At 51.2% G+C, this 14,901-nt stretch carries 11 protein-coding genes; 9 read left to right on the forward strand and 2 right to left on the reverse strand.

Translation table 11 applies throughout. The annotated features are described in order from the left end of the window. Window positions 1–227 precede the first annotated feature (227 nt). Window positions 228–740: a tRNA adenosine(34) deaminase TadA gene (tadA, locus tag SIL79_RS13925; RefSeq protein WP_039032766.1), complete on the forward strand. Its 513-nt coding sequence runs from the start codon at window positions 228–230 to the stop codon at window positions 738–740. A gap of 235 nt (window positions 741–975) precedes the next feature. On the opposite strand, the gene mltF is transcribed toward tadA, so the two are convergent. Further along, a complete protein-coding gene (gene mltF, locus SIL79_RS13930) occupies window positions 976–2,424 on the reverse strand; it encodes a membrane-bound lytic murein transglycosylase MltF (protein ID WP_039032767.1) in 1,449 nt (482 codons plus the stop codon). A 290-nt stretch (window positions 2,425–2,714) separates the two neighbouring features. Between mltF and purL the strand changes: the two genes are divergently transcribed. The 6 genes from purL to ompW all read left to right on the forward strand — a co-directional run bounded on the left by purL (window position 2,715) and on the right by ompW (window position 12,468). Then, the gene (gene purL, locus SIL79_RS13935) at window positions 2,715–6,596 is read left to right on the forward strand and encodes a phosphoribosylformylglycinamidine synthase (protein WP_319619974.1); all 3,882 of its coding nucleotides are present in this window, start codon (window positions 2,715–2,717) and stop codon (window positions 6,594–6,596) included. A gap of 1,177 nt (window positions 6,597–7,773) precedes the next feature. Next, the gene (locus SIL79_RS13940; protein WP_039032769.1) at window positions 7,774–9,348 is read left to right on the forward strand and encodes a cytochrome ubiquinol oxidase subunit I; all 1,575 of its coding nucleotides are present in this window, start codon (window positions 7,774–7,776) and stop codon (window positions 9,346–9,348) included. Window positions 9,349–9,364: 16 nt separating this feature from the next. Continuing rightward, window positions 9,365–10,504, forward strand: coding sequence for a cytochrome d ubiquinol oxidase subunit II (gene cydB, locus SIL79_RS13945; RefSeq protein WP_039032770.1), 1,140 nt, complete (start codon window positions 9,365–9,367; stop codon window positions 10,502–10,504). 12 nt (window positions 10,505–10,516) lie between these two features. Then, window positions 10,517–10,630, forward strand: coding sequence for a cytochrome bd-I oxidase subunit CydX (gene cydX / locus SIL79_RS13950; RefSeq protein ID WP_039032771.1), 114 nt, complete (start codon window positions 10,517–10,519; stop codon window positions 10,628–10,630). A gap of 66 nt (window positions 10,631–10,696) precedes the next feature. Next, entirely contained in the window at window positions 10,697–11,323 is a 627-nt protein-coding gene (locus SIL79_RS13955; RefSeq protein ID WP_226684086.1) for a nucleotidyltransferase family protein, read from the forward strand. Between the two features lie 497 nt (window positions 11,324–11,820). Next, window positions 11,821–12,468 carry an outer membrane protein OmpW gene (gene ompW, locus SIL79_RS13960; protein ID WP_039032772.1) on the forward strand — a complete coding sequence of 216 codons (648 nt, stop codon included), beginning with the start codon at window positions 11,821–11,823 and terminating at the stop codon, window positions 12,466–12,468. Window positions 12,469–12,568: 100 nt separating this feature from the next. Here the strand turns inward: ompW and SIL79_RS13965 are convergent, their stop codons facing one another. Further along, a complete protein-coding gene (locus tag SIL79_RS13965) occupies window positions 12,569–13,315 on the reverse strand; it encodes an SDR family NAD(P)-dependent oxidoreductase (protein WP_039032773.1) in 747 nt (248 codons plus the stop codon). Between the two features lie 117 nt (window positions 13,316–13,432). On the opposite strand from SIL79_RS13965, the gene SIL79_RS13970 reads away from it, so the two are divergent. Together SIL79_RS13970 and metA are read left to right on the forward strand one after the other, a co-directional pair. Further along, on the forward strand, window positions 13,433–13,846 hold the full coding sequence (locus SIL79_RS13970) for a YbaY family lipoprotein (RefSeq protein ID WP_071475959.1): 414 nt from the start codon (window positions 13,433–13,435) through the stop codon (window positions 13,844–13,846). 51 nt (window positions 13,847–13,897) lie between these two features. Next, a complete protein-coding gene (gene metA, locus SIL79_RS13975) occupies window positions 13,898–14,842 on the forward strand; it encodes a homoserine O-acetyltransferase MetA (RefSeq protein ID WP_319619383.1) in 945 nt (314 codons plus the stop codon). Window positions 14,843–14,901 lie beyond the last annotated feature (59 nt).

The following is a 14,901-nucleotide window of genomic DNA, read 5'->3' on the forward strand; positions in this document are numbered from 1 at the left end:
ATTCGGGTTTGCTGTTCATTCATACGGATATGATCTGGTAGGGATAGGTGTTTTTTAGCTAATTCAAGAGAGATTGTCAGCCATATGTTTATTTCACCAAGGTGTTTTGTTGAGTTGGCTCAAAATGATGCCGTTATAGAGTCAACAAAAGGGTGAGTAGGTTAGGCTTAAACTTATAGCAGGAAACGTATTATACTCTGGCGCCGCATTGACGACGGACAGATAGAATGACAGAGAATCGCGATTTACATTGGATGCAATTGGCCATGGAGATGGCGCAAAAGGCGGAAGCTCTCGGTGAAGTACCGGTCGGAGCTGTGTTGGTTAAAGATGACCAGCTTATTGCCTGCGGCTGGAACCAACCTATTGCCGCCAATGATCCCTGTGCCCACGCGGAAATTCTCTGTCTCAGGCAGGCAGGCGGTCAACTGGAAAACTACCGTTTGTTGGATACAACCCTCTATGTGACGCTGGAGCCTTGCGCCATGTGCGCTGGTGCCATGGTACATGCCAGGGTGGGGAGATTGGTATACGGGGCTGCCGATCTTAAAACTGGCGCGGCTGGTTCAGTGTTGGATCTGGTGCGTCATCCCCTGTTCAATCACAAGTTGGCCGTTAGCGGCGGGGTGATGGAACAGGAGTGCAGCGAACAGTTGAGTGCGTTTTTCAGGCGCCGCAGACAAGAGCAAAAAGCGTTGAGGCAAGCAAGAAAGCTTAATCCGCCTGCTGCAGAAAACTGAAGAAGAGTTTGTGACGGTTGAGAATACGCTTGTGACGGGTTTTAACCAGGCTACGACGACGGGCCATTGCATTATTAATAGTCTTTCTTTTCATAAGCTTACCTTAAGGTGTGTTCGTAAGTTTTTTGCAGCAATGACAAGCTAACAGCTTATTTAAGCTTGCGCCAGCCCCAAATGGCGCGTTGTGTATAATAGCCAGACTGTTTGACGCGAAAATGAGTGGTCTGCAGGGTTTTCAGTCGGGCTGGGCGCCACTGAGATCGGTTGCTTCCTCGCTCTGTCGTTGCACCTCAGCCTGGGTTTCTTGCTGGGCCTGTTCTTTAGCCAGCATTTCCTGCTTGGCTTGATTGTCTATCCACACCAGGGTGTCGTAGTAACGGCGGATACTGTCTACATAGTGCACCGCCTCGTTACCTCTGGCATAGCCATAGCGGGTGTGCTGGTAGTATTTGCGCTTTTGCAGCAAGGGTAATACCTGCTTGAGATCTTTCCAGGCGCTGGGATTAAGGCCTCTGGCCTGTGCCAGCTTACGGGCATCCTCCACATGGCCATAGCCTATGTTATATGAGGCGAGGGCAAACCACATCCGCTCCTCCTCAGGAATAGACTCAGGCAGGCGTACCAAAATGTCGCTCAGATAGCGGGCACCGCCACGGATGCTCTGCTCGGGATCGAGGCGATTCTCCACTCCCAACTGTTTGGCGGTTGCCAGGGTCAGCATCATCATACCGCGCACGCCGGTCGGTGAGCGGGCTCTGGGGTTCCAGTGCGACTCCTGATAACTGGTGGCGGCCAGCTTGCGCCAGTCGAGTTCACCGGCATAAGTTTCAAACAGATGGCGGTACTTGGGCAGCTTGCTGTCCACTGCACGGATAAAGGCGCGGGTGTCGACATAGTCGAAACGTTTGACATGGCCGAAGTACTTTTCCACCAGGTGTTCCAGCGTGCCATCTCTTTGTTCCTGATGCCAGAAACGCAGCAGTTGGCTCATCAGTTGATCGCTGCCTCTGGGTGGCAACAGCCAGACTACAGCCTGCTGGCGCTCCAGTACCTGGCCGGATCTCAGCTCAGGCATAAAACGGCGATTGATATTGATGCTGGTGGAGTCAGAGATGGTATAGCTGAGTTCGCCGCTGGCTATCATGCTCAGTAGCTCTTCATTATCTTTATCTGCGACCTGTTGCCACTCCAGGTTGGGATTATCTGTCTTGAGTCGGTTGAGGGTTTCCACAAACGACGAGTCGGCTATTACAGTGACTGGCGCATCCAGGGCGTTGAGATCTCTGGGAACAGGAGTGCCGGCGCGGTAGACCATCACCTGATTGACCCGATAAAGCGGCGGTCCGAGGCGAAATTGCTGTCTGCGACTGCGGGTATCCGACAGCCCGGCGGCAATCAAATCTATCTCGTTTTGCTTCAGCGCCTGGTAAAGCTCACTGATATTGCCGTAGGGCTTCATTTCCAGCGGCTTGCCGAGAAAGTCGGCAAAACGCGCGGCCATCTCATAGTCAAACCCAGTGTTTCCTTGAGTAGAGGAGACAAATATTTGTGGGCCATAAAGGGTACCCACCCTGAGCTCTTTGATTTCTTTCACCGTCGGGCTTACCTGAGCTTCATCCACGACAGGTTGCCGGCAGCCGGCCAGCAAGATGATCAGGGTGAGAGTCGCGGTAATTCGTTTCATTATCTATCGGTAAAAGCCTTTAGCCTGTGGTTTGCTGCCGGGATAGGGCTTATCCCTTATGTCTGATATGTTTGTAAACAAATTCAATGAATTGTGTATTGGTTTTCAGCGCTGTTTCCTGTTGATTTAGTCAGAGGTTTTACGCCGGAGGGTATATTACCCCATAGGATTACTTTATATCACAGGAAACACTGTTTTGAGCAAAGTCTGAGGTGATTTGTAGGGCGCATTTACCTATAATAGCGCCACCTCTGACCCTGTAATTATAAATAATAAGGTGATAAGACGTGATGGAGATCATCCGCGGAGCCCCCGCACTCTCGGCATTCAGAGTGCAAAAGCTGATGCAGGCCTGTGAAGCCGCTCAGCTTCCGGTAAAGCAAATCTATGCCGAATACGTTCATTTGGCTTATTTGAGCGAAGCGCTCACCCCCGATGACCAAGCGCAGTTGAGTAAGATTCTCACCTACGGTCCGGCCATCGAATCCCACGAACCCCAAGGAACTCTCCTTTTTGTTACTCCCCGTCCCGGTACTATTTCTCCCTGGTCTTCCAAAGCCACCGACATTGCCCACAACTGCGGCCTCAAGCAGGTAAAACGTTTGGAGCGCGGTCTGGCTTACTATGTGGAATCCGATACTCTGAGCGGCGAACAGCTCAAGAGCCTCAAGGCGCTGCTGCACGACCGCATGATGGAAGTGGTTCTGGACAGCTTTGAAGCGGCCGATATGCTGTTTGCCCGTACTGAGCCCAAGCCTTTTGTCAGCGTCAACATTCTCGGCGAAGGCCGCCGGGCGCTGGAAATCGCCAACCGCGAAATGGGCCTGGCGCTGGCCGATGATGAAATCGACTACCTGGTCACCAATTTCCTGCGCCTTGAGCGCAACCCCAACGATATTGAACTTATGATGTTCGCCCAGGCGAACTCAGAACACTGTCGTCACAAGATCTTCAACGCCGATTGGACCATTGACGGCGAAGTGCAGCCCAAGTCGCTGTTCAAGATGATCAAGAATACCTATGAGAAGACCCCGGACTATGTGTTGTCGGCCTATAAAGACAACGCCGCGGTAATGACAGGTTTTGAAGCCGGGCGTTTCTTCCCCGACAGTGACGGCGTTTATCGCTATCACACAGAGCCGATGCATATTCTGATGAAGGTGGAGACCCACAACCACCCGACCGCCATCAGTCCTTATCCTGGTGCTGCCACAGGCTCGGGCGGTGAAATCCGTGACGAAGGCGCTACCGGCCGCGGCTCCAAGCCCAAGGCGGGTTTGACCGGCTTCAGCGTATCCAACCTCAAGATCCCGGGCTTTGTGCAGCCTTGGGAAGGGGACTACGGCAAGCCGGACCGGATTGTGACCGCTTTTGACATCATGATCGACGGCCCTCTTGGCGGCGCCGCTTTCAACAACGAATTCGGTCGTCCGGCCCTGTTGGGTTACTTCCGCACCTATGAGCAGCAGGTTTGCAGCCACAACGGTGTCGAGGTGCGCGGTTATCACAAGCCTATTATGCTGGCCGGCGGCCTTGGCAACATTCGTGAAGAGCACGTACAGAAAGGGGAGATCTCCTTAGGCGCCAAGCTGATTGTACTGGGTGGTCCGGCGATGAACATTGGCCTTGGCGGCGGCGCGGCTTCCTCCATGGCGTCCGGCCAGTCCAGTGAAGATCTGGACTTTGCCTCGGTGCAGCGGGAAAACCCGGAAATGGAACGCCGCTGTCAGGAGGTTATCGACCGCTGCTGGCAGATGGGTGATGCCAACCCAATTCAGTTTATTCACGATGTGGGCGCCGGTGGTTTGTCCAACGCCTTCCCTGAGCTGGTCAGCGATGCCGGTCGCGGCGGTAAGTTTGAGCTGCGTAATGTACCTTCCGATGAGCCAGGCATGAGCCCGCTGGAGATCTGGTGTAACGAATCCCAGGAGCGTTATGTGCTGTCTGTGGCAGCCGAAAACATCGATACCTTCGCCGCCATTTGTGAGCGCGAGCGTGCGCCATTTGCCGTGGTGGGCGAGGCGGTTGCCGAGCAGCACCTGAGCCTGAGCGACGAGCACTTTGACAACAAGCCTATCGACTTGCCACTGGAAGTTTTGCTGGGCAAGCCGCCGAAGATGAGCCGTGATGTAGTGAGTCAAAAGGCGCAGTCTGCGGCGCTGGATGAAGCGTCCATCGATCTGGCGGAAGCCGTTAAGCGGGTGCTGACTCTGCCAACCGTTGCCGACAAGAGCTTCTTGATCACCATAGGCGATCGCACGGTAACCGGCTTGGTGAACCGCGATCAGATGGTCGGCCCCTGGCAGGTACCTGTGGCGGATTGCGCCGTTACCGCCGCCTCGTTCGACAGTTATGTGGGCGAAGCCATGTCCATGGGGGAGCGCACTCCGTTGGCCTTGCTGGATTTTGGTGCCTCGGCGCGGATGGCCGTGGCCGAATCCTTGCTGAACATGGCCGGTGCCGATATCGGCTCACTGAAGCGCATTAAGCTTTCGGCCAACTGGATGTCTGCAGCCGGTCACCCGGGTGAAGATGCCGGCCTCTATGAGGCGGTCAAGGCAGTGGGCGAAGAGCTGTGCCCTGAGCTTGAACTGACCATCCCTGTGGGCAAAGACTCGATGTCGATGAAGACCGCCTGGGAAGACAAGGGCGAGCAGAAGGCGGTTACCGCACCTATGTCGCTGATCATCACCGCCTTCGGTGCGGTGCGCGACATTCGCAATACCGTGACCCCTGAGCTGCGTACCGACAAGGGCGAAACCGTATTGCTGCTGGCCGATCTGGCCAAGGGCAAGACTCGTCTGGGCGGTTCCTGCCTGGCGCAGGTGTTCGGTGAGCTGGGCGATATCGCGCCGGATCTGGATCAGGCAGCCGTATTGAAAGCTTTCTTCGAGGTGACTCAGCAGTTGGTGGCCGAGCGGAGTTTGCTGGCTTACCACGACAAGAGTGACGGAGGTTTGTTCACCACCTTGGTGGAAATGGCCTTCGCCGGTCACACTGGTCTGAAGGTGGATATTTCTGCGCTGGCCGGCAGCGCCCTGGCGCGCCTGTTCAACGAAGAGTTGGGCGCCGTGCTGCAGGTGAGTAAGGGCCAAGCCGCCGAGATTATCAAGGCTTACTCTGATGCCGGTGTGGATTGTCATCCGATAGCAGAGCTGAGCGACGATGGCCGCATCTATATCCAGGATCAGGGCGCCGAAATCTACAGTGCTTCACGTACCGAGCTGCGTAAGCTCTGGTCTGAAACCACCTACAGAATGCAGGCGCTCAGGGACAACCCTGAGTGTGCCCGTGAAGAGTTTGACCTCAAGCTGGATGAAAACGATCCCGGCCTCACGGTTAACTTAAGCTTTGATCCGGCAGAAGATGTTGCCGCGCCTTATATCCTCAAGGGCGCAGCGCCCAAGATGGCGATCTTGCGTGAGCAAGGGGTCAACTCGCATATTGAGATGGCAGCTGCGTTCGAGCGCGCCGGTTTTGAAAGCCGCGATGTGCATATGTCGGATATCCTCAGTGGCCGTATTAGCCTGGAAGAGTTCCAGGGACTGGTGGCCTGTGGCGGCTTCTCTTACGGTGATGTATTGGGCGCCGGTGAAGGTTGGGCCAAGTCCATCCTGTTCAATAGCCGTGCCCGTGAGGACTTCAGCCGCTTCTTCGAGCGCGCCGACAGCTTTGCTCTGGGTGTTTGTAATGGTTGCCAGATGCTCTCCAATCTCAAGGAGATCATTCCGGGTACCGAGCATTGGCCGCACTTTGTCCGTAACCGCTCTGAACGCTTTGAAGCGCGTTTCAGCCTGGTGGAAGTGCAGCCAAGCCCATCGCTGTTCTTCAGCGGTATGGCAGGTTCCAGAATGCCGATTGCTGTTTCCCACGGGGAAGGGCGTGCCGAGTTTGCTTCAGCTGCTGCCATGGCAGCAGCCGAGCAGAGCGGCACTGTGGCGCTGCGTTATGTCAACGGTAAAGGTGAGGTGGCTAGCTTGTATCCACAGAACCCCAACGGCTCGCCCAACGGCTTGTCCGGGATCTGTAGCCTGGATGGCAAAGTCACCATCATGATGCCTCACCCTGAGCGGGTGTTCCGTACAGTCGCCAACTCCTGGCATCCGGAAAACTGGGGTGAAGATAGCCCTTGGATGAGAATGTTCCGTAACGCCAGAGTGAAGCTGGGATAAGGTTGAAAATCATCCTATAAAAGGTAAAAAAAGGCGGGTATTTATAACCCGCCTTTTTTATTTAACTTTTGTTTCATAGTAAAAAGCACAAACCTTCAATAGCTTACATTTTGTTCAGTACATCCTTATGTAATGAAGTGTCAAAATGTAGACTTTACATCACTTAATAGGCTAAAGCCGGACTAAGACGGTAATCTCTTTTTATTAATTGCAGATATGAAAAAGCCCCATAGGGTTACCTACGGGGCTGTTTTGCGCTAACAAAACTTCAAGACAAACAATTGTTCAATTGTGATTAATAAACCAGTTGAGACTTATAAAGTTCAGCAAAAACAGGCTTATACCAGTTAACCAGACGTTCGAAAAATTTTTTCATAGCAATATCTCCACACAAAGTTCAATCATTGTGCGCGGAGGAAGGTCTGCAGATATCGATATCGACCGACCTGAGCGTCTCCTTAACACAGGCTATATAGTAGTCAATTATATCGAACTTATCAAACGAGAAATAATACATAATAAGATTAGTAAAACTAATCCGATTTATGGCTGTGTTTTTCGTTGATTTTTATATGTTTAATTTTGTGTATGTAAAACAGTTATTTATTCCTGGTTATGTGTGGGGTTTTATTTTTGTTGTTAGTATATTTAACTTTCGAAATTGTTAAAAAGTTTGTTTTATCAGGTTTTTGATTAAATCTTGGTGAAGCTTCCAAAAGTTGTTGTTATATCATATTGAAGTAAAGTGTCTAGCACATATCTGGTGATTGGTCAATGTATTTTATTGGTGCCTGTGTCCCTCACCGCAAAACCCAGCTAAAGGCCGGAGTTTGATTGATTTGCGTCAAATTCAAGTGGTATAAAATCAGGGCAAATCTTAGCTGAACTAATAGCGCAAGTGACTGATATTAAATAATTTGCAAATATTGGAACACTGGCAAATGCTGATGCTGATCGCATAAGTCTGCAAAAGCGTGATTCGCCTCTCGCTCTGGCTGAAAAAAGCCGATTTTTGAGCCTTTGGAAAGCTGGGGAGAGGCAAGGCGGATCATTTGGGTGGTTTATCCGGATATCCGGGTAGATAAGAAATTAATGAACTAAGCTATCCAACTCACCACCCGCTGTCTTTGATGGGGATCTAAAGGCAGTGGGCGGAGCACCATGTAAGGAGTCACAAATGATAGTTGAAGAAGTCGTCGAGCTATCGCGCTTTCAATTTGCGCTGACAGCCATGTATCACTTCTTGTTTGTTCCTTTGACTTTGGGTCTGGCCTTTCTGCTGGCAATCATGGAATCACTTTATGTGATGACTGATAAGCAGATTTATAAGGACATGACCAAATTCTGGGGCAAGCTTTTTGGTATTAACTTTGCCCTGGGGGTTACCACAGGTCTGGCAATGGAGTTCCAGTTTGGTACCAACTGGTCTTATTACTCACACTATGTGGGTGACATTTTTGGTGCTCCTCTCGCCATCGAGGGTTTGATGGCATTCTTCCTGGAATCCACTTTCGTGGGTATGTTCTTCTTCGGTTGGGACAGATTCTCCAAGCGTCAACACCTGGCAGTAACCTGGTTGGTGGCCTTGGGAAGTAACTTGTCTGCGCTGTGGATCCTGGTTGCCAACGGCTGGATGCAAAACCCTGTGGGTAGCGTGTTCAACTATGAAACCATGCGTATGGAAATGACCAGTTTCGCAGACGTGGTACTTAACCCTGTTGCCCAGGTTAAATTTGTTCACACTGTGGCCTCCGGTTATGTGGCCGGTGCCATGTTTGTTCTGGCTATCAGTGCCTACTACATCCTCAAGAAGCGTGACTTACCTTTTGCCCGCCGTTCTTTCGCTATTGCAGCTAGCTTCGGTATGGCTTCTATCCTGTCCGTTATCGTTCTGGGTGACGAATCCGGCTACAAGGTTGGTGAAGCTCAGCGGGTTAAGCTGGCAGCAATCGAAGCTGAATGGCATACAGAACCTGCTCCGGCAGCCTTTACTGCCGTTGGTTTCCCTAATCAGGAAACTATGCATACTGACTATGCCATCAAGATCCCATACGCCATGGGTATTATCGCCACTCGCTCTATTGATGAAGAAGTGACAGGTATCAAGGATCTGGTTGCCGAGCACGAAGTTCGTATCCGTAACGGTATGAAGGCATATGCTCTGCTTGAGCAACTGCGTGCTGCCAAGGCCGACCCTGCTATTGAAGAAGACCCTGCGGTTCGCGCAGCCTTTGAAGAACAGAAAGTTGATCTGGGCTATGGCCTGCTGCTGAAGCGTTACACAGACAAAGTGGTTGATGCCACCGAAGAGCAAATTAAAGCTGCCGCGCTGGATTCTATCCCAAGTGTTGCACCACTGTTCTGGACTTTCCGTATCATGGTTGCCCTGGGTGTTGTGATGTTGGTGGTGTTTGCTGCCGCATTCTGGCAGAGCACTCGTCACCAGATTGAAGAGAAGAAGTGGGTCCTCAAGGCCGCGCTTTACAGCTTGCCTCTGCCTTGGATTGCCATCGAGTGTGGTTGGTTTGTCGCTGAGTATGGTCGCCAGCCTTGGACCATTTCAGAAGTGTTGCCGACCTTTGTGTCTGCATCCAGTCTGACCGTGAGTGATCTCTGGTTCAGTATCATCAGCATTACTTTGTTCTACACTGTGCTGCTGGTTATCGAACTCTTCCTGATGTTCAAGTTTGCGCGCCTGGGTCCCAGCAGTCTCAAGACCGGCCGTTATCACTTTGAAAAACTAGAAGCCTGAGCAGAGGGATTTCATTATGTTTGATTATGAAATAGTAAGATTTGTCTGGTGGTTGTTGGTTGGCGTTTTGCTTATTGGCTTCGCTGTGACCGATGGCTTTGATATGGGGGTTGGTGCCTTGTTGCCAATCCTCGGTAAAGACGACACTGAACGTCGGATCATGATTAACACGGTTGCTCCTCATTGGGATGGTAACCAAGTATGGTTGATTACCGGTGCCGGTGCTCTGTTCGCCGCTTGGCCAACAGTTTACGCCGTATCATTCTCCGGCTTTTATGTCGCCATGATCTTAGTGTTATTGGCGCTGTATCTACGTCCTGTGGGTTTTGACTATCGCTCCAAGATAGAAGATCCACGCTGGCGCAAGAGCTGGGACTGGGCCTTGTTTGTGGCCGGTTTTGTACCGCCACTCATCATAGGTGTTGCCTTTGGTAACCTGCTGCAAGGTGTACCGTTCAGCTTTGATGAATATATGCGTGCCCATTATGATGGCGGCCTGCTGGGTCTGCTCAATGGCTTTGGCTTGTTGGCCGGTCTGGTCAGTGCCTGTATGTTCATGATGCAGGGTGCTTGCTGGCTGCAGATGAAGACCGAAGGTGAGCTACGCCATCGCGCCGCTGCTGCCGCTCAGTTGACTGCTGTATTGCTGATAGTACTGTTTGGTGCTGCCGGTGTGTGGTTGGCTTATGGCATTGACGGCTATGTGGTGACTTCGGTTCTGGATACTAACGCCGTATCTGATCCAACTCAGAAGACAGTTGAAGTGGTAGCCGGTGCTTGGCTGGCCAACTATGACAAGTATCCAGTGACTATGCTGTTCCCGGCTCTGGGCCTGTTGGCTCCTGCCTTGGTACTGCTGACCAGCCGTTTCGGCCGTAGTGGTTTCGCCTTCCTGTTCAGCTCACTGGCCATTGCCGGTATCATACTGACTTGTGGTGCAGCTATGTTCCCATTCGTGATGCCTTCATCACAGGATCCTAACGTCAGCCTGACCATGTGGGATGCCACTGCCAGTCAGATGGCACTGAACGTTATGACTTGGGTGGCAATTATCTTTGTTCCTATTGTGCTTAGTTATACTTGTTGGACCTACTTCAAGATGTATGGTCGCTTGAATCGCAAGCACATTGAAAACAACAGCGCATCACTGTACTAAGGAGCCTGAATTATGTGGTATTTCACTTGGATACTCGGCATTTTATTGGCTTGTTCTTTCGGCATCATCAATGCTCTCTGGCTGGAAAATACAGAGAACATGGATAGAGATACTGAAGATAAGTGATAGCTTGAGTTAAACTCAAAGGCCTCCGCTCTGCGGGGGCTTTTGTCTTTTTAAGGGGGACTATGGGTGATATACGATGAGTTCGAGCCCAGAGGGTCGCTGCAAGTCAGTGAAACTGAGGCGACTGAGCTGATTGAAAACTGGCTCAGGCAAGACAGGATGCGGATGCAGGCACTTGAGTGTGTTGCAAACCTTGGGCCTATTGATGCCTGGCTGGCGGCGGGGTTTGTTCGTAACCTGGTGTGGGACAAGTTGCACGGCACTGTATCCAGGCTCAGCGATATAGATGTGATCTACTTTGAGCCAAGCGACCACTCGGAAGTCACCGACAGGGCCTATGAGGCCAAGTTGGTCGCCGCGCTCGACTTACCATGGTCGGTAAAGAACCAAGCCAGGATGCACCTTAAAAACAATCATCAGCCCTATGTTTCAGTGTCTGATGCCATGAGTTACTGGCCTGAGCAGCAAACGGCCCTGGCTGTCAGGTTGAGGGCAGGGGAGTTGCAACTGCTTAATCTATTCCCGCTAGGCCCTTTGCTGGCGTTGGAACTCAGCCCTAATCCTAAGAGCACTCCCGGAGTATTCGAGAGTCGGCTCAAGGCCAAGAACTGGTTGGCAGACTATCCGTTATTAAAGACTCCGTTATTAAAGACTCCGTTATTAAAAACTCCATTACTCGAAACATTGTTCTAGGCTCACACACTCAAACGCCTGTGGCTCCATTATTTTCGTTGAATCCCTCCTCACTTGAACAATTGGCTTGCCGTTATTGCAGATGAATATCTTCTGTCGAGTGGCCTCCATTTTTGATTTCTGTTCTCAAATATTCGTTGAACTCTCCGACATGTTTTAGTTGAAAATACCGCTTAAATAGTATTTTTTAGCATTTATATCTGACACCAGTTGTTAAGTTTTGGTTGCTTTTCGCTTGGGCGCGTCTGTTCGAAAAATGTACTTTTATTTCACTTTAGGGATAGTGAAGTTTTGAGCTGGCTCACTTAATTTAAAGGTGCAATATCAATAAATCTTTAGTTTATGTGATCTGTTTCGCGCTTGTGCTATCTCAAACTGGGTATCACTCGAAACGCTTGATGCAGATCAAAAATGTGAAGGGTTAAATCTGGCAGTGTGGCCTCAGTTGTTATGGATGTAATAAAAAACAAAGCGCTGTGTTGTCGCTACGGAGTGAGATGATGAAAAAAAATATCGTATCAGGATTGATTGCCGCCGCCCTTTTTTCTACTGTTGCTGCCCCTGCACTGGCCCACAAGGCCGGTGATTTTATCGTTCGTGCCGGTGCTGTTGTAGTCGCCCCGGACGAGTCTAGCCCGGTTGTGGCCGATATCGCCTCTTTTGGCGTGGACAATAACACCCAGTTGGGTTTGAACTTCGGCTATATGCTGACAGATAACTTTGGTATCGAACTGCTGGCCGCGACCCCGTTCAGCCATGACGTATCTCTGGGTGCACTTGGCAAGATTGCCGAAACTAAGCATTTGCCGCCTACCTTGGTGGCCCAGTATTACTTCGGTAATGCCGAGTCCAAGCTGCGTCCTTACGTGGGTGTCGGTGTTAACTACACCAACTTCTTCGACAATGACTTCACCGATGAAGCTAAAGGTCTGGGTCTGGACAACCTGAGTTTGAGCAACTCTTGGGGCTGGGCCGCACAAGCGGGTCTGGATTACCAAATCAATGATAATTGGTTGGTGAACGCTTCAGTTTGGTATGCCAAGATCAGTACAGACGTGAAATTCACTATGGGTGGAGCCGAGCAAGTTGTTGATACTGACATCGATCCTTGGGTCTATATGGTCAGCATAGGTTACACTTTCTAACGTCTTCCAAGCCCAAGCTCCCAACCCAAGAGCTCTCAACCATAAAAAAGGCGCCTCCGGCGCCTTTTTTATGGTCAACAATGAGAAGTTTATTTTATCTCTATTGCCCTCTGCGTTTCTTCACCTTCCAGTGGCGGGTATTGTAGATAAACTCAGGCAGTAGTTTGGTGAGCCAGGCAACCGTCGCCCAGCGTTTGGTGACATAGACCCGGCGTTTGCCTTTTTGCAGGGCGCGGATGATTTGCCCGGCTACCACATCTACGGGTGATAACCACAGCTTACTTTGTTGCAGCGCTGCTTTATCCAGCAACCCCAATTGAATATCCGTAATGGTGATCGGTAGCTTGAGCCTTTGAGCATGCATGGACAACCCCTCGAGATAGTTGATTCCAAAGGCTTTGGAGGCATGAAAAGCCACGCTGGGGCCACCGCGAAGACCGGCAATGGAGTTGATGGCAGCGAGTTGGCCATAACCCTGTTCGCGAAACAGCCTGAAAGCTGTGTTGCAGACGGCGGCAAAGCCACGGACATTGACACTGATGATCTCATCTTCAAGCTGCCAGGGCAGATCCGGATGATAGGAGTTGAGTCCGGTATTGACCAACACCAGATGTGCGCCCCCTAACTGTTGCCAAATCTGTTCCAGCTCGGCTATCAAGGTTTGCGGTTTATCTATGTCCAGGCCAAACACTTGAGCCTCGGTTGCCAGGGTGGCGGCAAACTCTTTCAATGAGTCGGGATCCTGTGCCAGCAATGCCAGTTTAGTGCCTTCATCGGCCAGGCGGCGGGCTATTTCACGGCTGAGGAGTGAGCTGGCGCCCACAATAATCGCAGTTGCTTGTGTCATAAGGATATTTGAACTCAAAAATGGAGTCCTATGATAGGATTATCCTCACAGGTTCTCAATGATTAAACTTGGATGTATAGACATCCAGAAGTCTTTGTGTATGATTAGGAGCTAGCAATGAAAATGACAGGCAACTGGCTGCGCATGCCAATGATGGCGGCTGTAGCAGGAATGATGGCACTCACAGGTTGTGCAACCCCGAATGCCACAGTCGAAATTGATGGCGATGTCTGGTACCGCGAGCGCATTGCGCTGCCACCGGAGGCCTTATTGACGGTTCAGGTTCAGGACGTTTCCAAGGCGGATGCTCCGGCAGAAGTGCTGGCGGTTATTCAGCGCGACAGCGTAACCAGTCCAACGCCTTTTAAGTTCATTCTTGCCCGGGATCAGTTCCAGAGTGGCCACAGCTACAGTGTCAGCGCCAGGATCACCCTCAAGGATGACTTACTCTTTATCAATACCCAGGCCTATCCTGTCAATATCGACAAGGTTGAGCCTGTATCAATCATGGTGCAAAAGGTAGGGCGCTAACAGGAATAACGAGCCAAGCGCCTTGCCCTGAAAGTTCAGGAGAGGCGCTTTATGCCCGTAAGAATACCCGATAACCTGCCAGCCGCCGGTGTGCTTGAGTCGGAGAACATTTTTGTTATGTCCGAGAGCCGGGCGGCGATGCAGGATATACGGCCGATGAAGGTGTTGATCCTCAATCTGATGCCCAACAAGATTGAGACAGAAACCCAGTTGCTGCGGCTGTTGGGCAACACTCCGTTGCAGGTGGATATCGATCTGCTCAGGATCCACGACAAAGAGTCGAAACATACGCCGAGCGATCACCTCAATACCTTTTACCGTGACTTTGAAGAAGTGCGCCATCGCAACTATGATGGCCTGATCATCACTGGCGCCCCCTTGGGACAGCTCGATTTCGAGGAGGTCACCTATTGGGATCATATCCGCGAGATTATCGATTGGTCACAGGAGCATGTCACCTCGGTACTGTTTCTCTGCTGGGCGGCCCACGCCGGTTTTTATCACCTGTATCAACTTGAGCGCAAGATCCTCACTGAAAAATGCTCCGGGGTATATCAGCATAGGCGTATTCGCGCCCACGTGCCCTTGCTGCGCGGCTTTGATGATGAGTTTTATGCTCCGCACTCCCGTTATGCCCAGATGGATGTGGACGAGCTTAAGGCGCATCCTGAACTGACTGTCCTGGCCGAGTCAGACCAAGCCGGTGCCTATCTGGTGATCAGTAAGGATAATCGCAACCTGTTTGTGATAGGGCATCCGGAGTATCGCAAGTCGACCCTTAAAGATGAGTATCAAAGAGATCTGGCGGCCGGTTTGGCGCCCAAGATCCCGCAAAACTATTTTCGCAACGATGACCCAGAGGCAGAAGCGATTGCCCGTTGGTATAGTCATGGCAGTCTACTGATCAGCAACTGGCTCAACTATTATGTCTACCAGTTGACCCCTTATGACTTATCGGATCTCAGTGCTATTACGCCCTGGGAACAGAGTAGCTGAGCTGCAAATGCCAAATGTTTTGTTGGCGGGAGTCGCAGTCTTGTGGCTCCTGTCAGGGC

This window comes from Shewanella indica (genome assembly GCF_033842865.1).
Classification (GTDB): Bacteria; Pseudomonadota; Gammaproteobacteria; order Enterobacterales; family Shewanellaceae; genus Shewanella; species Shewanella indica.